General features: G+C 65.9%; 13 protein-coding genes and 1 tRNA gene. 2 read left to right on the forward strand and 12 right to left on the reverse strand.

Annotated features, from left to right (window positions below; all coding sequences use genetic code 11):
- Positions 1 to 65 precede the first annotated feature (65 nt).
- The 9 genes from ABH924_RS08060 to ABH924_RS08100 all read right to left on the reverse strand — a co-directional run bounded on the left by ABH924_RS08060 (position 66) and on the right by ABH924_RS08100 (position 15,643).
- A complete protein-coding gene (locus tag ABH924_RS08060) occupies positions 66 to 1,838 on the reverse strand; it encodes a DUF5605 domain-containing protein (RefSeq protein ID WP_404497958.1) in 1,773 nt (590 codons plus the stop codon).
- Between the two features lie 15 nt (positions 1,839 to 1,853).
- Positions 1,854 to 4,748: a family 78 glycoside hydrolase catalytic domain gene (locus tag ABH924_RS08065; RefSeq protein WP_404497959.1), complete on the reverse strand. Its 2,895-nt coding sequence runs from the start codon at positions 4,746 to 4,748 to the stop codon at positions 1,854 to 1,856.
- 44 nt (positions 4,749 to 4,792) lie between these two features.
- Positions 4,793 to 6,322: a family 43 glycosylhydrolase gene (locus tag ABH924_RS08070; protein ID WP_404497960.1), complete on the reverse strand. Its 1,530-nt coding sequence runs from the start codon at positions 6,320 to 6,322 to the stop codon at positions 4,793 to 4,795.
- Positions 6,319 to 8,820, reverse strand: coding sequence for a beta-glucosidase (locus tag ABH924_RS08075; protein ID WP_404497961.1), 2,502 nt, complete (start codon positions 8,818 to 8,820; stop codon positions 6,319 to 6,321). Before ABH924_RS08075 ends, ABH924_RS08070 begins: the two co-directional genes overlap by 4 nt.
- Positions 8,821 to 8,861: 41 nt before the next feature.
- Positions 8,862 to 10,298: a GH1 family beta-glucosidase gene (locus ABH924_RS08080; protein WP_404497962.1), complete on the reverse strand. Its 1,437-nt coding sequence runs from the start codon at positions 10,296 to 10,298 to the stop codon at positions 8,862 to 8,864.
- 52 nt (positions 10,299 to 10,350) lie between these two features.
- A complete protein-coding gene (locus ABH924_RS08085) occupies positions 10,351 to 11,211 on the reverse strand; it encodes an ATP-binding cassette domain-containing protein (protein ID WP_404497963.1) in 861 nt (286 codons plus the stop codon).
- Complete coding sequence (locus ABH924_RS08090; RefSeq protein ID WP_404497964.1) at positions 11,208 to 13,073, reverse strand: dipeptide/oligopeptide/nickel ABC transporter permease/ATP-binding protein; 1,866 nt, start codon at positions 13,071 to 13,073, stop codon at positions 11,208 to 11,210. The genes ABH924_RS08085 and ABH924_RS08090 overlap by 4 nt, the downstream gene beginning before the upstream one ends.
- The gene (locus ABH924_RS08095; protein WP_404497965.1) at positions 13,070 to 14,011 is read right to left on the reverse strand and encodes an ABC transporter permease; all 942 of its coding nucleotides are present in this window, start codon (positions 14,009 to 14,011) and stop codon (positions 13,070 to 13,072) included. Before ABH924_RS08095 ends, ABH924_RS08090 begins: the two co-directional genes overlap by 4 nt.
- 108 nt (positions 14,012 to 14,119) lie before the next feature.
- Positions 14,120 to 15,643, reverse strand: coding sequence for an ABC transporter substrate-binding protein (locus ABH924_RS08100; protein WP_404497966.1), 1,524 nt, complete (start codon positions 15,641 to 15,643; stop codon positions 14,120 to 14,122).
- A 186-nt stretch (positions 15,644 to 15,829) separates the two neighbouring features.
- Between ABH924_RS08100 and ABH924_RS08105 the strand changes: the two genes are divergently transcribed.
- Positions 15,830 to 16,465, forward strand: coding sequence for a TetR/AcrR family transcriptional regulator (locus ABH924_RS08105; RefSeq protein WP_404497967.1), 636 nt, complete (start codon positions 15,830 to 15,832; stop codon positions 16,463 to 16,465).
- 84 nt (positions 16,466 to 16,549) lie between these two features.
- On the opposite strand, the gene ABH924_RS08110 is transcribed toward ABH924_RS08105, so the two are convergent.
- Both ABH924_RS08110 and ABH924_RS08115 read right to left on the reverse strand, forming a co-directional pair.
- On the reverse strand, positions 16,550 to 17,293 hold the full coding sequence (locus ABH924_RS08110; protein WP_404497976.1) for an SDR family NAD(P)-dependent oxidoreductase: 744 nt from the start codon (positions 17,291 to 17,293) through the stop codon (positions 16,550 to 16,552).
- Between the two features lie 30 nt (positions 17,294 to 17,323).
- Positions 17,324 to 19,075 carry a hypothetical protein gene (locus ABH924_RS08115; RefSeq protein WP_404497968.1) on the reverse strand — a complete coding sequence of 584 codons (1,752 nt, stop codon included), beginning with the start codon at positions 19,073 to 19,075 and terminating at the stop codon, positions 17,324 to 17,326.
- Between the two features lie 211 nt (positions 19,076 to 19,286).
- On the opposite strand from ABH924_RS08115, the gene ABH924_RS08120 reads away from it, so the two are divergent.
- Positions 19,287 to 19,357, forward strand: a tRNA-Cys gene (locus ABH924_RS08120).
- A 20-nt stretch (positions 19,358 to 19,377) separates the two neighbouring features.
- Here ABH924_RS08120 and ABH924_RS08125 read toward each other — a convergent pair.
- The gene (locus ABH924_RS08125; protein ID WP_404497977.1) at positions 19,378 to 20,121 is read right to left on the reverse strand and encodes a FadR/GntR family transcriptional regulator; all 744 of its coding nucleotides are present in this window, start codon (positions 20,119 to 20,121) and stop codon (positions 19,378 to 19,380) included.
- Positions 20,122 to 20,258: the final 137 nt, after the last annotated feature.

A 20,258-nucleotide genomic window follows, 5' to 3' on the forward strand; every position in this document is an offset into this window, starting at 1 on the left:
AACTGACTCGCATTTGTTGTCGTTCTGAGCCCCCAAAACGACAACAAATGCGAGTTAGTTGGGCCTCAGGCGACGGCGCGGAGCCTCACGGCGATGAACTGACGGCCGGGGAGTTCCAGGCGGAAGCGTCCTTCCACTGCGTCCGGCAAGGTTTCAACGCTCATGTTCCAGGTGTCGATGATGTCCACCTCGTAGCGGCGGGCGGCAGGCATCACAAAGTTCCGGTAGGTGGGCTGGTTGAAACCGAAATAGCTGAGCTCGTACTCGTGCCGGATGCCGGCGGTCGGGACGTCCCAGGCGCTGGGCAGCGGCTCGAGGAACCCTCCGGGGGTTTCCTCGAGGATGCGGCGCAGGAAGGCGACCCGGTCCGGGCTGCTGCCATGGAATTCTCCGCCCTTGGCCCACCACAGCACGTCGTCGGAATGCATGTAGGTTTCGCCGTGGCCTACGTAGCCGCCCCGGACGGCCCCTTCCCAGAACCGCCGGGTCATTTCTTCCCCGGTGATGTTTCCCCAGCCCTGGTCGATGTTGCCCTCGTAGGCGCACTCGTCGATGACCACCGGTTTCTGCCAGCGGTCCCGCCATTCCCCTGTGAATTCTGCCGTCTTGTGCACGTCCTGGCGCTGTATGCTGCTGTGCGTGATCCACGGCCGGGAGTAGTCGTAGAACGCATGGCAATTGTGGATAGACAGCAGGTGACCGTTGGGATCATTGGCCTGGACGATGCCCGCGAAGCGTTCCCAGTCTTCCGTGGTCTTGCGGAACAACAGATCGTACTCGTTGGCCAGGGACCACCAGATGTTCCGGTGCGAAGCCAGCCGGGCCACCACGTACTTCAGGTAGCGGTCATCCTGGCCCGGACTCATGGTGGAAAAGCCCCAGCGGTCATAGGCATGGAACAGGATCAGGTCCGCCTCGATGCCGAGCTCCTCCAGCTGCCCGATCCTGTGTTCCAGATGACGATAAAACTCCGGGTTGGGCCGCTCATAGTCGAACCCGCCAGCGAGGGATCCTTCGAACGGGTACAACTCCGGCTCGTTCTCATTGAACAAGTAGGACTTCGGGAAAACGCACATGCGCATCTTGTTGAACGGCCCGGCCGCGAGCGTGTCCAGGGTCTGCTTCTCCAACGCATCCCCCTGATGCGTCCACGCATAGGACGTCGTACCGATAGGCAGGTACGGGGTCCCATCCCCGTAGGCGAAGTGGAAAGTCTCGGCCACCCGGACAACCCCCTTCGCCCCGGCAACCGCTTCCCCGGCCGTGAACGCGCCGGCGACGCCGTCCAGCGAGCGCGCGTTGCTGGTAGTGGTGAACGTCCACTCCCCCGCCTCCGGCACCAGCAACCGCACGCGGTACACGCCGCCGCCGTCGTAGAAACCCGGCACACTGAGCGTGCCGCCGGACGGAGACGTGAACACGGCCCGGAGTTCGACGTCGGTGAACGGGTTGCCGTGCGAGGGACCGGCGAGGGTGAGCTCGAACCGCTCCCGGGCGGCCGTCGTCGTCGGGTATACGGCAACCGCACTGCCGCGCACGACAGAGCCAGGCTCATAGTCCCCGGACGGGTCGGGAAGATCAGCCGCCGCCTCAGCCGCGCGCTGGGCCAGAAGATCCTCGGGTTCCAACTCGCCGAGGAGGCGCAGGATTTCCGCGGTTTCCTTGGGCTTCCCCTGTAGGGCCTCTTCGGTCCCCAGGATGGTGCCCACCTCGTGGAAGTAGAGCGTGTGCAGCGCCGGGCTGTTAACAAGGGTAGGGACGCGCTCGCTCAGGATGCGGTTGCCTTCGGCGTGCCGCATCACGAAGTACAGGGGGCTTTCAGCGGTGAACGTGGTCATCTTTGCCTTCTCGTTTCAGGGTTTCGTGGACGAGACAGCAGCGCGTGTGCCGTTCAGGGCCGACAATGCGGAGCCGATGTCTTCCTTGATAGGCGCTGGAGTGAAGATCAGCCGCTGATTCAGTGATGTCTGGCGGTACCAGACCGTGTCCTTGCGGAATTGGGCGGCCGCGGCCGGATCATGCGCCTCGATGGCCTGCCAGGCTGCCGCGTAGGCCTCGGGATCGTCCATGATGGCGGACAGCGGCGAGTCCAGGGACACGGCACCGGGAGCCGAGGCAGGCCCGGCGTCGGGCACGGTCCAGGCATGCCGACCGGATCCCACCTCGAACTCTTCCGAACCGTCCGGCAAAGAAACGACGGCGGTGGTCCCCGGAGGCACGACTGCTTCCACACGGATCCGCTCGCCGGAGCGCTTCCACGCCGCACTGGCCAGCCCGTAAGGCGTCTCGTGTGAGGTGCTGGCGTGCTGCAGGCTACGGAGCGGACGCGGGGCGATGTGCTGTTTCCGATAACCGGGCGCCGCCGGGGCCAAGCCCGCAACCGTCCGGTGCATCCAGTCGGCGATGGCGCCGAGCGCGTAGTGGTTGAAGGAGGTCATTTCGCCCGGGTTGATGCTGCCGTCCTCCAGAATGGAGTCCCAGCGTTCCCAGATGGTGGTGGCGCCCTGGGTGACCGGGTAAAGCCAGGACGGGCATTCGGTCTGGGTGAGCAAGCGCTCGGCAGCATCCATGTGTCCGGTGATTGTCAGGGCGTCCGCGATGAGCGGCGTGCCGACGAACCCGGTGGCGATCCTGTAGCCGCCCAGCCGCGCGAGCTCCGCGAGCCGGTGGCCAAGTGCCTGGCGCTGGACGGGATCAGTGCAGATCCCGAACATGAGTGCCAGCGAGTAGGCTGTCTGGGCATCGGAGACCATGCGGCCGGAGGGCGTGACGTACTCGGAGAGGAACGCGCTGCGCACGTCTTCGGCGAGGGTTGAGTATTTGCCGTGGTCGTCGTCGGCGCCCAGCACGGCCGCGGCCTTGGCCGCGAGCTCGAGGGAACGGAAAAGGTAGGCGCTGGCCACGATGTCGCCGTGCGTGCGGGCGGCGCCGGGCTTGTCCGGCGGGGCTGCCGGGTCCAACCAGTCGCCCAACTGCATCTGGCCCTGCCACAACCCCGAACTGTCCCGGACGCGGAGCAACGCATCGGCCCAATCGCACATGCTTTGGTACTGCCTTCCCAGCAGTCCACGGTCACCGAAGCGTTCATAGAGCACCCACGGAACCACGGTGGCGGCGTCGCCCCAGGCGGCTACCGGCGATTCCAGCATGCCGAGCACCGCCGGAACCACAATAGGCACCACGCCGTTGCGGTGGCTTTGCTCGATGGCGAGATCCTGCAGCCAGGAACTCAGGAACCCCAAGGAGTCGTACAGGTAGCTGGCCGTGGGGCTGAATACCTGGATGTCTCCGGTCCAGCCAAGCCGCTCGTCCCGCTGCGGGCAGTCGGTGGGCAGCGCCAGGAAGTTGCCACGCATTCCCCACAGGGCGTTCTCGTGCAGCCGGTTCAACATCGGGTCCGAACACTCGAACCAGCCGGTGCGGCGCATGTCGTTGTGGATGACGACGGCGGTGATCGCCGCCGGGTCCAGCTCGCCTGGCCAATTGTCTACTTGGGCGTAGCGGAACCCATGGAACGTGAAGCGGGGCTCCCATTCCTCTTCCCCGCCGCCAGCGAGCGTGTAGCTGTCAGTGGCGGAGGCCAGGCGAAGCGGACGAAGGGACAGTTCACCACCCTCCAGGACCTCAGCGTGGCGGAGCGTGATCCGATGTCCTGCATCGCCGCTGACCCGGATCCGCAGGCGTCCCACGAGGTTCTGGCCGAAGTCCAGGACGGTGGCACCGGAGGGCGTGGTCAGGACTTCCCTGACTGGCATCTCTTCGATCCGACGGACCGGAGGCGCTACGGCGGGAGTTGCTTCCGCCCACGACTTGAAGTCCACTGCTCCGGAGTCCACGAAAGCGGGAAGCCAGTGTGAATCGTCGAAGCCCGGCGATGACCAGCCGACCTCGAGGCGCCGCGCATCGAAGGCTTCCCCCGCGTAGATGCCGCTGGAAACGAGCGCGCCCGCTGTGGTGCCCCGCCAGTCCGGGCCGCTGGCCACGGTTTGACGTGTGCCGTCGGCGTATTCGAGATGCAGTTCAACTTTGACGGCCGGCTGCACGCCGTAGAACGGTTTAGCGAAGCCGTGGAAGCCGTACTTTTCCGTGTACCAGCCTCCTGCGAGCCACACACCAACGGCGTTGGCCCCCGCTCGGAGGAGCGAGGTGACGTCGGTGGTTTCGTGGTTGAGACGGTCCGCATAGGCGGTCCAACCCGGTTTCAGCACCTGGTCATCCACTTCCGAGCCGTTGATTTCGGCCTGGTAGACACCGTGTGCAGTGGCGAACAGGGTACCCCTGGTCAAGCCCGGGCCCACCGTGAATTCGTGGCGCAGCTGTCCCGGCTGCCCCAGCGGGATTTCCTCTCCGGCGACGGCGGGCAGGCCGATGGCCTCGGCTTGCCATGGCCCTCCAAGGTAACCGCCCGCCAGGGTGAGAGGCTCGCTCCAAGCGGTGGTGCCGCCGTCGTTCCCCGAGACCCGCACCTCGACCGCGACCTGTTCCCCGGCGGCGATGGCCGCAAAAGGCCAGTCCACCAGCACCGATTCAGGGCCTTCGTACACTGCCGACTCGACAGTCCCTTCACGGTTCAGCCGCAGTTCGGCACGAATCTGCTGCCAATCCATGCTTTCAGTGGCGACGACCCAACTGAGCCGCGGCCGCGGATTGGCAACGAAGGCGGTGTCGGTCCGGTACTCAGCGCTGAACCGGCTGACAGAAGTCTGGCGGAGACCTGCTGGCTGCGGTGCCAAGGAGGTTGACGTCACGAAGGGCCTTTCGGAATACGGTGGGTGGGCGGGCGCTGGAGTTCCTACTGTGGTTCGCGGCCTTCACTACGGAACCAGTCGAACGTGACCGTGCCGCTGCTCGCGAAGACGCCGGCAACCCGTCCCGTAAAGGAGGCCGCGGTTTCCGCCGAGAGGTAGCGGCCGTCCAGTTCGGCCAAGGTGACCAGTTCGCCGTCGACGACCGCCTGGAGGGCGATGGTGTCCGAGCTCAGGTGCCCGAAACCCACGCCCGAATCCGGCTGGCGGGTTTCGATGCGAAGTTCCAGCGGCCCCGGAGGAACCTGTCGCGTCCAGCATTGTTCGATCGAGGAAATCCGGGCCCTTGCCATGAGGGTGGTCCCCTTCAGTTCGATGGAGTAGTGGTGCGCCTCGTCATAACGGACGGCGAGTCCACCGGCGTTCCCCGTCCCGGCATGGGTGCCAAGTTCCTCGGGAGATCCGGTGTCCACCAGCGCGGAGATGGTCTCCACCTGGTAGCGCTGGCGGCGCCCCAGGAAGGAAGGCCGGGAATCGTCCAGGCCGGTGCCGTCGCTGACCAGGGTGAGCCGCCCGGGGTTCTTTTCGGCGGAGGCGAACGTGCCGGGGAATCGCCGCACGGCGATCCAGCCGCCGTCGAGCTCGGCGTCCGCAAAGTTGTCCTCGAACTCGCCGCCGCCGGGGCGCGGGTGGAGGATGACCGGTTCGACGACGGGCCAGCCGTCCTCCCACGTGACCGGAGTGATGAAGGTTTCCCTGCCCAAGGCGGAGAAGGCCCGGGTCATGCCCTTGGGACGCATGCCCAACAGCACCATGGCCCAGCCGCCGTCGGGCGTCTGCACGAGGTCGCCGTGGCCGGTGTTCTGGATGGGGCGCTCGGTGCTTCGGGCACTCAGGATGGGGTTGGAGGGGTTGCCCTCGAACGGACCGGCCGGCGACGTTCCGCGGGCAATGCTAACGCTATGTCCGCGCTCAGTGCCGCCCTCGGCGATCATGAGGTACCAGTAGCCGCCATGGCGGTAAAGGTGCGGTGCTTCGGGGAACATCAGGCCGGTGCCGGACCACACGCTGCGGGGTTCCTCAAGAGCCCTGCCTGCTTCAAGATCCACGCGGACCTGAAGGATGCCGCCGTGCTCGCCGATGTTCCCGGTGACCGTGTCGAGTCCTGAATACGTCATGTAGGCGGTGCCGTCCTCGTCCCAGGCTAGATCCTGGTCGATCCCGATGGCGCCCTCGATGACGAGTCCGTCGCTCCACGGGCCGGCAGGATCCTTGGCAGTGAACACCAGGGTCCCCCGCGCCATGGCGTCGGTGACAGCGACGTAGAACAGGCCGTCGTGGAAACGGATGGTGGGTGCCCAAGCGCCGCCAAGGGTGGGTACGTCCCTTGAGTCGAGCTGCCCTTCCCGGTCCACCACATGGCCGATCCGGTCCCAGTTGACCAGGTCGGTGCTGTGGTAGATCGGAATGCCGGGGAGGTATTCGAACGTGGAGGTCGCCAGGTAGTAGCCCTCGCCGACCTTGACGATGCTGGGATCAGGGTTGAAGCCCGGAATCAGTGGGTTAGGGAAGTTCATGCAGCGCCTCCAAGGGTTGCGTCGGTCAGGGTTAGAACGGTTTCGAGCGGAAGCTCGCTGACTGAGGTGCCGATGCGCAGGCGGTAGTCACCGGCTTCGTAAGTCCAGCCGTTGTCCCAGTAGGCCAGCAGCCGGGTGGGCACATTCAGGGTTGCGGTGAGGGTTTCGCCGGGTTCGGCCCACACGGGGGCGGAGGCGACGAGCCAGCGCACAGGGCGGTCCACGGCCGAGCCGGGCCGTTCGGCGTAGACCTGCACCACCTGCTTGCCGGCGCGGGTGCCGGTGTTGCTCAGGGTCACCGTGAGGGGCACGACGGCGCCGGGCACCGCGGTGCCGGGGGCCTCGGCTGTGTCGAGGGTCCAGTGGGTGTAGCCGAGTCCGTGCCCGAATTCGTAGGCCGGTTCCGCCCCTGCTTTCAGCCAGGCCCGGTAGCCGATGTGGATCCCTTCGGTGTAGGCCAGTTCCCCGTTCGCGTCCGGAGTGGTGTTGATGACCGGCACGTCCTCCTGGGTCGCGGGCCAAGTGGTCGGAAGCCGGCCGCCTGGCTCGGCCGAGCCAACCAGGATGTCGGCGAGGGCGGTGCCGAATTCCTGGCCACCGAAGTACCCGATGAGGGTCGCGGCCACCTCGTTCCGCCAGGGCAGCAGCACCGGGGACCCGGAGTTCACCACCACCACGGTGCGCGGGTTGGCCGCCGCGACGGCACCGACCAGGCGGTCCTGCAGACCCGGCAGCTCCAGGGTGGTGCGGTCGTAGCCTTCGGATTCAACGCGGGAGTTCGTGCCGACCACGACGACGGCGACCTCCGCCGCTTTCGCTGCGGCGACGGCGTCGTTGATCAGGGCCTCGGGGTCCGTGTCGTCCGCTTCGAGCCCGATGGTCACGGCCAGGGCGTTGGACAGGGACCCGGTGCGCCCGGCGAGGTCCAGTTCCACCGTCACTTCCAGCGGAACACCGGCCCTCGCCGCGACCGGGACGGAGGCGGAGGGCGGGGCCAGGAACGCAGCGCCCAGGTCAGTGCCCGTGGTTTCGATGGACGCCTCATGCGCCAGGACCCCGTCCACGAAGATCCGCCCGTGCCCCACGGTGGAGAAGCCCAGGCGGATGGTGCCGGTCTCCTCCGGCGTGTAGTGGGTGTGGAACTGGACCATGGAGGACTCCGCGATCGGGGCGTCCCCGCCGAACCAGACCAGCGCGGTGGAGCGGCGGTCCTCCGCGAAGAGTTCGGTACCGGTGGAGGCAAAGAAGCGCACCCGCAGCCCCGGCCCGCCCGTGACCGGGTTCCTCAGCTGTTCCAGGGGCAGTTCGGAAATGCCTTCCTGCACCACCGCGCCCACGTTGTAGGAGACGTTCTCCGGGCCGAACGCGGCACGGATCCCGTCCAGCGGGGTGACGATCTTTTCCGGGACCACGGTCGCGGACCCGCCGCCCTGGGTCCTGGCATGGCGGGCATTGTGCCCGATGACCGCCACACTGGTGACGGAGGCAGGAGCCAGCGGCAGCACGCCGTCGTTCCTCACCATCACCGTGCCAGCCACGGACGCCTCCCTCGCGAACGCGACCGGATCCTCCCGCTCCGCCGGCACTCCGTCAACCTGTTCAGGGGCCACCGGCTCGAAGCCCTCCAGGGCGCCCACCCGGGCGGCGAGCTGCAGGATCCGCAGCACCTTCCGGTCAACCGCAGCCTCCGGAACCGTGCCGCACTTCACCGCCAACACGAGCGCGGAACCCCACGGACCGTCCGGACCCGGCATCACCAGATCCTGGGAATGCTTCGCGCTCTCCACGCTGCGCACCGCGGTCCAGTCACTGATCACCACGCCATCGAAACCCCACTCGGTGTTCAGCGGGGATTCCAGGAGCTCGTTCTCCGTGGCCGTGGCGCCGTTGACCGAGTTGTACGCGCTCATCACCAGCCACGCCTTCGAGTCCACGATCGCCTTCTCGAACGCCAGCAGATACAGCTCCCGCAGGGCCCGGTCCCCCACCTTCACATCCACCGTGAACCGGTCCGTCTCCGAATCGTTGGCCACGTAATGCTTGGGGGTCGCACCGACGCCGTTGCGCTGCACCCCGGCGACATACGCCGCTGCGAGCTCAGCGGTCAGGACAGGGTCCTCGCTGAACGCCTCGAAATGCCGGCCACCCAGCGGGGAACGGTGCAGGTTGATCGTCGGACCGAGGACGACGTCGACTCCCTTGCGGCGCGCCTCCACCGCCGACGCCGCCCCCAGACGGTCAGCCATCGCAGGATCCCAGGAAGAACTGATTGCCGTGGCCGAAGGGAAGTTCATCGACGGCTGCCGCTCATCCCACACCTCGCCGCGCACACCGGTGGGCCCGTCCGAGAACAACATCCGGCGGAGCCCGATCTTCTCCACCGGCCACGTCGTCCAGAAATCCCGGCCTGTCAACAACCGCACCTTCTCCTCCAGGCTCAACCGAGCAAGAAGGGACTCGAGGCGCTGGTCGATGGTCTGGTCGGTGATGGTTTCCATGGTGGCTTTCTTGTCTGTACTAGCTGATGAAGTGTCGATGCTCATGCGGTGGCGTCCGCGGTGACCGCGGCCCCGGCGGCTTCGCGTTGGGCGGCAATGATGTCTCGGTACCAGTACGCGCTCCACTTGGGGATCCGGGCCTGGGTGCCGTAGTCCACGTAGACCAAGCCGAAGCGCTTGTCGTAGCCTTCGGCCCATTCGAAGTTGTCCATGAAGGACCACGCGAAGTAGCCGCGGACGTCGACGCCGTCGGCGATCGCCTCGCCCACTGCGGAAATGTAACCTCGCAGGTAGTCGATGCGTTCGGGGTCGCGGACCTCGCCGTTCGGATCCACGTAGTCGTGGAACGTCACGCCGTTTTCCGTGACGTAGAGCGGAAGGGAGGTGTACTCCGCGGCTACCCGCTTGAGTACCGCCTTGAGTGCCCCGGGCGTATTGGACCAACCGAACGACGACGGCGCAGGCTGCACGTGCGTCCAGCTCGCCCCTCCCGGGGCTGATTCGTCCGCGGAAACCAGCATGTTGGTGTAGTGGTTGATGCCGGCAAAGTCACCAGGCGCGGAGATGATGGCCAGGTCGCCGGGCTGGACCAGATCTTCCGGTCCGGCACCCTCGCCCGTGGCGGCCAATCCGTACTGGCCATAGACCGCAACGGTGGACTCGGCGTAGCGGCCTCGGTAGACAGGGTCCAGGAAGATCCGGTTGCTGATGGCGTCCCAGTATTCCGTGGCTTTGCGATCGGCGTCAGAGTCGCTGGCCGGGTTCAGGTTGCCGATGAGGTTGGTGATGCCCATCTTGGCCTCGGGGCGGCGGGCACGGAATTCGGCCAGCGCCAGGCCGTGGGCCACGAGCAGGTGATGGGCTGCACGCACAGCAAGGCGATCGTCCTTGAAGCCCGGGGCCTGCATGCCCCAGGAGTGGCCAAGGAAGGCCGCGCACATCGGTTCGTTGATGGTAATCCAGTGCTCGGCAAGGTCACCCAGGGCCTCGGCCACGAGTCCGGAGTACTCCCCGAAACGGTAGGCAGTGTGCCGGGCCGGCCAGCCGCCGTCGTCCTGCAGCGCTTGCGGCAGGTCCCAGTGGTAGAGCGTCACGTACGGAGTGATACCGCGGGCGGCGCAGCCCTCCAGCAGCTCACGGTAGAAGCGCACGCCTTCCGGGTTGAGCGGACCAACGCCGGTGGGCTGCAGCCGGGACCAGGACAAGGACAGCCGGTAGGACGGGATGCCCAGCTCAGCCATGAGGTCAAGATCCTCTTCCCATCGGTGGAAGTGGTCGCAGGCGATGTCCCCGTTGTCGCCGTGGATGGTAGTGCCCGCCTGGTGGGAGAAGGTGTCCCAGATGCTCTGGCCGCGGCCGCCCTCGTTGACGGCACCTTCGATCTGGTACGCCGCGGTGGCCACGCCCCAGGCAAAGTCGGCGGGAAACATGGCGGCTGGGGAGAGCTCCGGGCTCGCGGACAGTGGCGGCTGCGTCATGGGCTAGCCTTTCGTGTGTCTGTGCTGTTCTGAAGGTGGGGCTTGCGTTGCGTCAGGCCACGCCGGCTTGGACGTTCTGCTGGTGCTGGATGTCCAGCAAGCGCACGCGATCGGCGCGGCGTTGGGCTTGCCGGTCCGGGTCAGGGACCGGGGCGGCCATGAAGAGTCGCTGGGTGTAGGGATGTTCCGGTTCTCCGGTGACTTGCTCGCCGTCGCCCCATTCGACGATTTCGCCGTGATACATCACGGCCACTCGGTGGCTGAGGTGGCGGACCACCGCGAGGTCGTGGGAGACGAAGAGGTAGGCGACGCCGGTGCGTTCCTGGATCTCGATGAAGAGGTCCAGCACCGTGGCTTGGGTGGAGAGGTCCAGGGCCGAGACGGGTTCGTCGCACACGATCAGCTTCGGGTCCAGTGCCAGGGCCCGGGCGATGGCGATGCGCTGGCGCTGCCCGCCGGAGAACTCGCGCGGCAGCCGGTGGGCAGCGCCGTGCGGCAGCCTGACCTGGTCCAGCAGCTCGGCGACCCGCTTGTTGGCCGCCTGGCGTTCCACTTTCCGGACCGTGAGCGGCTCGGTGAGGATCTGTTCGATGGTCATGGACGGGTTGAGCGAGGTGTACGGGTCCTGGAACACCACCTGGATCTCGTGGCTGAGCTCCTTGCGCTGGGCGCGGGTTGCTTTGGAGATTTCCTGGCCGCGGTACTTGATGCTTCCCCCGGTGACCGGGGCCAACCCCAGCACGGCGCGGCCCAGCGTGGTCTTGCCGGAGCCCGACTCCCCGACAAGACCCACGGTCTCGCCGGGGCGGATGTCCAGGGAGACGCCCTTGAGGGCCTTGAACGGTTCCTTCCGGAAGCCCTTGAGGGGATATTCGACGACGACGTCCCTGACGTCGAGCAGTGTTTCGGTCATGGCGTCACTCCTTTCAATGCCTTGGACTGGCCGCTGGTGGTGAGTTCCCCGGGCGACTTCAGCGGTCCCCCGGTGTTGAGGGGGCCACGCGGTGCCGCGTCCTCGAGGATCGCTTCCAGCAGCTGCCGGGTGTAGGGGTGGCGGGCGTCCTTGAAGATGGTCCGGACGGGCCCGGTTTCCACGACGCGGCCCGTCTGCATCACGGTCACGCGGTCGCACAGGTCGGCGACGACACCGAAGTTGTGGGTCACCAAGATGACGCCCATTTTCAGCTCGTCCTGGAGTTCGCGCAGCAGGTCAAGCACTTCGGCCTGCACGGTGACGTCCAGTGCCGTGGTGGGCTCGTCCGCGATGAGCAGGTCCGGCTCGCAGGAGACCGCACCGGCGATCAGCACTCGCTGGGCCATGCCTCCGGAGATTTCATGCGGATAGGCGTTGAAGGTCCGCTCGGGGTTCGGAATCCCCACCTTGGCCAGCAGGGCCAGTGCCCGCTTCCGGGCCTCCGCCTTGGAGATACCGAGGCATACCCGCATGGGCTCCATAAGCTGGCTGCCGATGGTAAACGCGGCGTCCAGGTTGCTCATGGGTTCCTGGGGGATGTAGGCGATGCGCTTGCCGCGGACCTTCGTCATTTCCTTCTCGGAGAGGCGGGCCAGGTCCGTGCCATCGAAGATGATGGAGCCGCCGGTGACGCGTCCGCCTTGCGGCAGGAGCCGGAGGATGGAGAAAGCGGTCTGGGTCTTGCCCGAGCCGGACTCGCCCACCAGACCATGAACTTCACCGCGGCGGACCGTGAGGCCCACATGGTTCACCACGTGGGTGGTGGAACCGTCGGGCTGGTCGTAGCCGACGCCCAGGTCGGTGACCTCCAGGAGGATCTCACCGATGGTGTTGTCTTCACCGGCGGGCGCCTCGGGATGCACCACGGCAGGCTCGCCGCGCTTGGCGGCAGCTTCTGCGGAATCGACGACGGCGGCCCCCTTGCGACGGCGCTTGACCGGCCCGCGGCTGCGCTCGAGTTCGTCGCGCATCGCATTGGCCAGCAGGGTCAGGGCGATGCAGACGACGCCGAGGACGAGGCTTGGCCACAGTACAAGGGTGGGTGCCTTGTAGAGGTTGATGAAACCGTCGTTGAGCATGCTCCCCCACGTGGGGATGTTCAGGTCGCCCAGGCCAAGGAATTCCAGGCCGGCCTGGATGGCGATGGCGATGCCAAGGACCATGGCGGACTGGATGATGACGGGCGCGCGCACCACGGTGAGAATGTGGCGGCCGATGATCCGGAAATCGCTGAGCCCGGAGACCCGTGCCGCGTCGACATACAGTTCGTTGCGAACCGCCGTCACGCACGCGTAGACCAGCCGGAAGTAGGCCGGGGAAAGCAGGACGCCGAAGATCATCATGGACAACCACATCGATGGTCCGACGACTGCCCGTGCGGCCAGCAGGATGACGATGCCGGGCATCGCCATGAGCAGGCCGGTGAGCCAGGAGGACACTGAATCGAACCAGCCGCCGTAGTATCCGGCAACCAGCCCGCCGGTGACGCCGATCGCTACGGCAACCACGAGCGCCAACAGTGCGCCGGCCAGGCTGAACTGTCCCGCGAAAAGCAGCCGGCTGAAGACGTCGCGCCCGGCACTGTCCGCACCCAGCACGTGTTCCGGGCCGGACTTGGCCAGGACTGACTGCAGGCTGGCCAGGCTCGGATCGTGGGTTGCGAGCACAGGTGCCAGCACCGCGGCCAACGCCACGAGCGCAAGGACAATCAAGGATGCAGCGCCGGTGGGGTGCGTGAGGAGCTTGCGGAACAAGGAGACTCTGGCTGCCTGTGTGGGCAGTGCGATGGAAGTGTCGATCATGACAGCCGAACTTTCGGGTTGAGCCAGCCTTGGGCGAGGTCGATGATGAGGTTGACGATCACCACGATGGCGGCGGTGGCGACGACGACGCCCATCACCACCGGGATGTCCCCCTGGCTGGTGGCGGCAACGGCAATCTGCCCGAGGCCGGGCAGGGCGAAGATCTGTTCAACGATCACGGCACCGCCGAGCAGTCCGATGAACTGGACCGCGAGGACTGCCAGGGCAGGACCGCCGGCGTTACGGAGCACGTGCCGGTACACCACCCGGTTGAAGGAGAGGCCTCGGGCCCGGAGCGTGCGGACATAATCCTGGCGGAGGGCATCGATCAAGGATCCCCGGACCTGCTGGACCACTGAGGCGATGCAGCCGATCGAGAGGGCGATGATCGGCAGGGTGACCGTGGCCGCCCAGCCGCCGAACGACGTCGTAATCGGTACATAACCGGTGGCCTTGAACCACTTGAGGTTCAAGGCGAACAGGGACACGAGCCCCAAAGCGATAAGGAAGCCGGGAATCGCGAAGCCCAGAACGCCCACGAACTGGACCACACGGTCCACCCAGCCCCGGCGCACTGCGGCCAGGACAGCTATGACCACCGAGATCACCGCGGCGATGATGGTGGCGCCCAACACCAGGGAGAGGGTCACGGATACCCGGCTGGTGACGCCGGTGGCGACCAGCTGGCCGTTGAACCACGAGCGTCCAAGGTCACCAGCAAGGGCGTGGGTGAGCCAATCCCAGTACTGGACCACGAGAGGGCGGTCCAGGCCTAGCTGGGAGGCTTTCAGTGTCACCTGGGCCTGGCTGGCTGTGGGGCCCACAATGCGGCGGGCGATGTCGCCGCCGCCCGCATACAGCAGCAAGTAGGCGACCGTTGTAATGACGAACAGCAGGAGGACGCCCGAGAGCAGGCGGCGCAGCACGAAACGGTACATCAAAGTTCCTTAGGGGAAGGTTCCTGGGGCCGCCGGGACCAGGCCACCGCTTGTGTCAGTGAGCACGTTTTATCACTGAGCGGGCGGTCCGGTCCCGGCGGCTGTCCGCTAGGAGGCGGGAGAGAAGGACCAGATGAACGGGTAGGCGTTACCCGTCTGGACCTCAACCTTGGTCTTGGCGTCGGTGACGAAGCTGGACTGCGGGCGGTACCACGGAGCGAACCAAGCCTGCTCCACGATGTACTTGTTCAGTTCCTTGGCAGCGGCCGTCTGCTCATCTGTAGAACCGACGTGGATCTTGTTGATCAGCTCGTCAACCTTCGGGTCCTCGTACTTGTACGGGTTCCAGGGGGCGGTCGGGGAGATCTTCATGTTGATCAGCTGCCAGTCGGACTGCTGCTCCAGGATCATGTAGCTCACGCCATACTTCGGCGCCAACAGGTCGGCGATGAAGTTGTTGCCGGTGTCCGTGAACTCCGCCGTGATGCCGACGTCCTTGAGCTGCTGGGTGATCAGCGCCGGGAGGGTGTTGCCCATGAGTGCGGAGGACGGCAGCTTCAGGGTCAACCCGCTGGCGTAGCCGGCCTGAGCGAGCAGTTCCTTGGCCTTGGCGGGGTTGTAGGCATAGCGGGAGTCCAGGGACTTGTCATAAGCAGCCGACGACGGCGGGAACACCTGGGTGGTCAGCTCGCCATAGCCCTGGCCGATGGACTGCAGCATCGCCTTGGTATCGAAGGCGTAGTTGAGTGCTTGGCGGACGCGGACGTCCTTGAGCGCGGGGTTGGTGGTACCAGCCCGGTCAAACAGGATGAGCCCTGCCCAGTTGAGCTGGAGTGGATTGACCTTGTATCCGGCAGCCTGGATCTCCGTGAGCGTGTTGTTGTCAGCGGTGTTGGCTGCGTTGAGCTGCCCGGACTTGATGGCGTTCAGCAAGGAGGTCTGGTCGCCGTAGACGTTGAGGACCAAGTTGTCGTAGTGCACCAGGCCCTTGTCCCAGTAATTCGGGTTGCGGTGATAGCTGTAGGACGTGCCCGTCACGGTGGCTGCGGTATCCAGCACGTAGGGGCCGGAGCCGACGGGCTTGGTGGCGATGTCCGCGTTGCCGAAGGACGCCGGGCTCTGCATGAAGGACGCGTCCTTGGACAGGTAGTTCAGGAACGCCGGGTCCGGGGCGGACAGTGTCAGTTCCAGGGTGGTTGCGTCCACGGCCTTAGCAGTCTTCAGGGCTGCCAGGAATTGTGCGTCCGGCGAGGTGCCTGCCTTGAAGCGTTCAAGGTTTTGCTTCGCCGCGTCGGCGTTGAAGGGGGTGCCGTCGCTGAATTTGACGTCGTCCCGCAGCGTGAGCGTCAGGACCGTCTTGTCCGCGTTGTACTTCCAGTCTTTGGCCAGCATCGGCACGAGCGAGCCATCCGGCTTCATCCGAATCAAAGTGTCGTACACGGCCTGGTAGAACGGCGACAGGTTGGCGAACTCGGACTGGTTTGCAGCGAAAGTCTTGGGCGCCAGCAGCGCGCCCAGGGTCAGGGTTTGGGAGGACTGGTCCTGGGGGGCAGCGGCACCGCCACCACCACAAGCAGTGAGCCCCAGGGCAACAGCCGCAATAACTGCGGCCATTCGCTTGGATCGGAACATCTTTGGTCCCTTTCACGATCAGTGGCGTCCACCATGGACGGCCATTGGGAAAGACCGTAACATCAAAAACCTAGCGACCACTAGGTTTTAGATGAATTTTTTGAATCGTTATGAAATGTGACGACGCGCACAGTGGTTGACCAATTGATGGACTTATTCAAAAATCGACGTTGTTAGGGTTGATCCATGAAAGAGACCGCGGGCGGCACCCAGCCCGAGACGGTGCGTCGAGGGCGCCGCGGCACTTATGCCAAGACGGAGGCGCGGAGGCAGGAAATCCTGAAGGCCGCCTTCGACGTCTTTTCGTCCTCGGGCTACCGCTCAGGCTCGCTGAAGGACGTAGCGGACAAAGTAGGCCTGACCCAAGCAGGGCTCCTGCACCACTTTCCCAGCAAAGAAGCCTTGCTTGAGGCACTCCTGACCTTCCGCGACGACGAGTCCGCGATCTACACCGGGGCCTTGGATGCCACGGGTGCAGACTTGCTGCACGCCATGGTGGACCTGACACGGCACAACACCACCATCCCAGGCCTCGTGGCGCTGTACTGCGTACTGTCCGCGGAAGCCACCGACCCCGAACACCCTGCCCACAAGTACTTTCTTGAACGGTACGAGCGGGTACGCCGTTTGATGACCGAGGGCTTCGCGCACATGGCGGATGAGGGCAAGCTACGGCCAGGTATCGCGCCTAGCGCAGCCGCACGGCAATTGATTGCGCTCATGGACGGGTTGCAGGTCCAGTGGCTTCTCGATAACGAATCGGTCGACATGCCATCCGAAGTCGCGGCCTACTTGAACGCCGTCACGACCGAAATCTTCTAGCCCAACTGGCTCGCAGTTGTTGTCGTTCTGGGGCCTCAAAACGACAACAACTGCGAGTTACTTGGGGTAAGCAGGCGCCCTGCGTCACAGCGCCGTCAGGCCGCCGTCCACGGTGAACAGCCCACCCGTGGCGTACGCGGAATCGTCGCTGGCGAGGAACACCATGATGCCCTCGACGTCGGCCGCGGTTCCGGGCCGGCCGAGCATCGTGGAGTCCACCAGCCCGGCACGACTCACTGGATCGTCCGCGATCGTCTGCACCAGCGGGGTCTCGGTGTACCCGGGAACAACCGTATTCACTCGGATTCCTTCGACCGCATAGTCGGCGGCGACAACCCGCGCCAAGCCATGCACCCCGGCTTTGGAACTCGTATACGCGGTGAAGGTCTGCCCACAAGCAACCACCGCCGTAGGGCTTCCGGTGCAGATGATCGAGCCGCCGCGACCTTCCATGGCACGGACTGCGTGTTTGAGTGTGAGGAAGGCTCCGCGCTGATTGATGGACACGGTCTTCTCCCAAACCTCCAGATCCAGCTCGCCAACGCGGGCGTCCTGCCCGAACAGCTGCACCCCGGCATTGGCCACCACCACGTCGAGCGCTCCGCCTTCCGCCACGGCGGCGTAAGCCGCAGTCACGCTGGCTTCGTCCGAGATATCCATGCTCACGGCCCGGGCCGGGACCGATCCCGTGACAGCAGCAGCCTTCTCGGCGGCTTCCAGGTTGATGTCGGCGAAGTACACGCGGGCGCCCTCGGCAACGAAGCGCTGGGCCACGGCCAGCCCGATGCCGGAGCCTGCTCCTGTGACAAGTGCGGTCTTGCCGTCCAGTCGTTTACTCGTTGTGGGTCCTCTTTCAGTTCAGTCCACGCGGGGGACAACAGCAGTCCACGGCTCGAATTCAAGGTTGGTACTGTCGCCGCCCGGCAGCCGGACGACGACGCTCAGCGGCTTGGCAGTGAGGTTAGCGGCAAACAGGACCGTTGTGCCGCCGTCGCGCACGGGATACAGCACGACGCCGGGCACCCCGCCCGCCACGTCAAGGACCTCGCAGCCGCGCAAGGCGGCGACGGCGGCCAGCAGCTCGCCCGCGGGCGTGAAGCCGCCGGGTCCGCGAATGCCGCGCGGTCCTGCTGCCTCGAAATAGCTGACTGATTCGACGCCGGGAAAGCTGAGGGCTGCGATACTGCCCAACAGCCAGGCGGCCGTGAATGCCTCGGGCTGGAGCGGGTCCGTGGCCATGGCTTCGGCTGCCGCGTCGTCGCCCTCGGTGGCGACGGCGTTGAACCGCGCCTTCAGGGTCACCGGCCCGAGGTGCAGCGGCCGTCCCGAGCCGATACGAAGGGCATTGAGCGCGACAAGACGCTGCATAGGCAGGGTCTCGACGACGTGCGGCACCTCGGTCGCGTGCATTTGCGGCGTGATGCTGAAAGACACGGCGTCGGCGTCCGCCGCGAGGCGTTCCGCATTCCGGTTCAGCTCGGTGAAGTGCGACCGCGCGCCTGAAAGCAGTGTGCCCGTAAAGTCTCGCCGCCGAGCCTCGTCCCTGAGTTCATCCCAGAGCTTTGGCTCCGTGACGTGGCTGAAAGCGTCGAACACCGCGAGCCGGACCACGTTGTCCAACGGCAGGAGGTCCAGGAGCCCCCCGATGCGATCCGACGAGTCGACCGACAGGCGCACATCCAGCGGAACGCCCAGATCTGCGGCTTCTGCCGTCGCGAGCCGGAGTATGTGTTCCGCGTCCGGCCCGGGCGCCAGCTCCAGAAGCAGCGCGTCCAAGCCGGGGATAGGCTCGGGACGGGTCTTGGATGTTGTCGCCGAAGCCGAGGTTGCCGAGACGGGGGTAGCCGAAACGGAAAGCCCAGGCACCCGGGCTGCGCCGCCGTCGAGCACTGCGAGCACGCCTTCTGACTGCCGAACAGACGGCGCCACAGGCCCGGGCATCGCCGTCAGGAGCACCGACTGGTGGACCCGATCGCCGGCGGAAACATCAACCGGAAACGGTTTCGAAAGCGGCGTGCTGTACGTCTTGAAGGAAGCGTCCGTCCAATTCCGCTGGTCTTCGGTCTCGAAGACGTCGCCGTGGAAGTCGAGCCTGAATCGTGTTCCGTCGCGCTCCCATGCCATGGAAGAAACGTCCATGAAGGGTTGGTGCGGGCTGATGTCCATGGGGAAGAACGACGGCGTGCTGGCGCCGCCGGGGCTGCCGATGCTCACCGCGCGGCCGGCGTCGTCGGGGCGGTGCAGCACCACGAGTCCGATCCGGTTGCTGCGGAAGGCTGCGGGAGCGACGCCGTCGAACGTCACTTTGACGCTGTCCTGCATGAGGTGAACGGCGAGCTCGCCTGTGTAGCTGGTGCCGAACCCGGCGAAGTCGATGCCGAGCTGGAGCCTGACACCGCCGTCGCGGGCGTGTTGCGCCACCCGGCTGACTGTGGGCACGAGGGTGCGCCAATCGTGGTCGCGGACCACTGCGCGAACGGCGCGAAGTACCGGAATGCCGTTGAACGTGATGTCCGAGAGTTCATCGTTGCGTAGCTCGGCTCGCCAAGCTGCGGCTTCCACCATTTCCGATGGGGCAAACAGCCTGGCGCGGTTTTCGTCATTGATCACAGCAGGCCTTTGCAGCGAGGACGGAATGAAGCGTAGTCGGGATCAATTGTGATGCGGGCCATGCGACGAGTCAACCGGTTGACCAATATTTGAGAATGCAAGCACGGCGCCCCTGTCGCGGAAGGTCACCTGAAGCAACGCCGCGCAACCCGGCGAAAGGCTTCGAAACCATTATTGGTTCGCACGCCGCCGCCTGCCTAACCTCGATGCACGTGGTGTACCCGAGAGGCCAGGGAGCTGCCTGCAAAGCAGCGCACGCGGGTTCGAATCCCGCCACCACGTCTCATGCGCGGGCGCCGAAGCTACTGGGCCGCGTCGTAGCCCGCGAGCAGGCGGCGAGACGCCGTGCCCATGTGTGAGACCATAGCCTCCGTCACCAACGCGGCATCCCGGGACTCGAGGGCCTTGAAGATCGCGCGATGCTCGGCGAGCGCGGCGGCGGCATGGCCCTCATCTGTCAGCGCCCGGTCCACCCAGATCCGCAAGAGCGACCTAATGCTCTGCAGGAGTTCCTGCAGGACCTGGTTCCCTGAAGCGGACGCGATTTCCTTATGGAATGCGGCGTCGGCCTCGACGAAAACCGCGAGGTTATCCAAGCCGGCCTCCATCGCGGCGAGGTTGGCGCGCATGCGCTCCAATGCCTCGTCAGTAATGCGGGCCGCGGCCAACTGGACCGCCTGGACCTCCAGGCCACTGCGGAGTTCAACGAGTTCGCGCGTGCGTGGCTCGCCCAGCATGAGCCCCCAGCTGAGTGTGCGCGGCAGCAGTTCGGAGACGCCGTCGCGCAAGTACGTTCCGGACCCCGGCCGGACTATGACGATGCCGAGGATTTCCAAAGCGGCCAACGCCTCGCGAACCGCTGAGCGCCCGACGCCGAGCGAAGCCGCCAACTGCCGCTCGGCCGGGAGGCGCGTCCCCGCCGCGATGTCGCCGCTGGTGAAGTACGCGAGCAGCCTCTCCGCAACCTCGGAGACGACGGAGCCGTGCTCCATGGGGGCAAGGGCTGCCGTCATCTGGGCCGCTGCGGCGGCGGAATTCGCTGACATCTTCACAGCGTAGCAACCGGATGACCAATTTCTACCGCCGCGCAGGCCCACGAATTCGTGGGTGCGGGCCGTGGGCTGGGTTCCGGAACGCAGCCCACGGCCCGCACCCACGGTCCAGCCGCCATGCGAGCCCGGCG

This window comes from Arthrobacter sp. GAS37 (assembly GCF_044908325.1).
In the GTDB taxonomy this organism is placed as follows: domain Bacteria; phylum Actinomycetota; class Actinomycetes; order Actinomycetales; family Micrococcaceae; genus Arthrobacter; species Arthrobacter ramosus.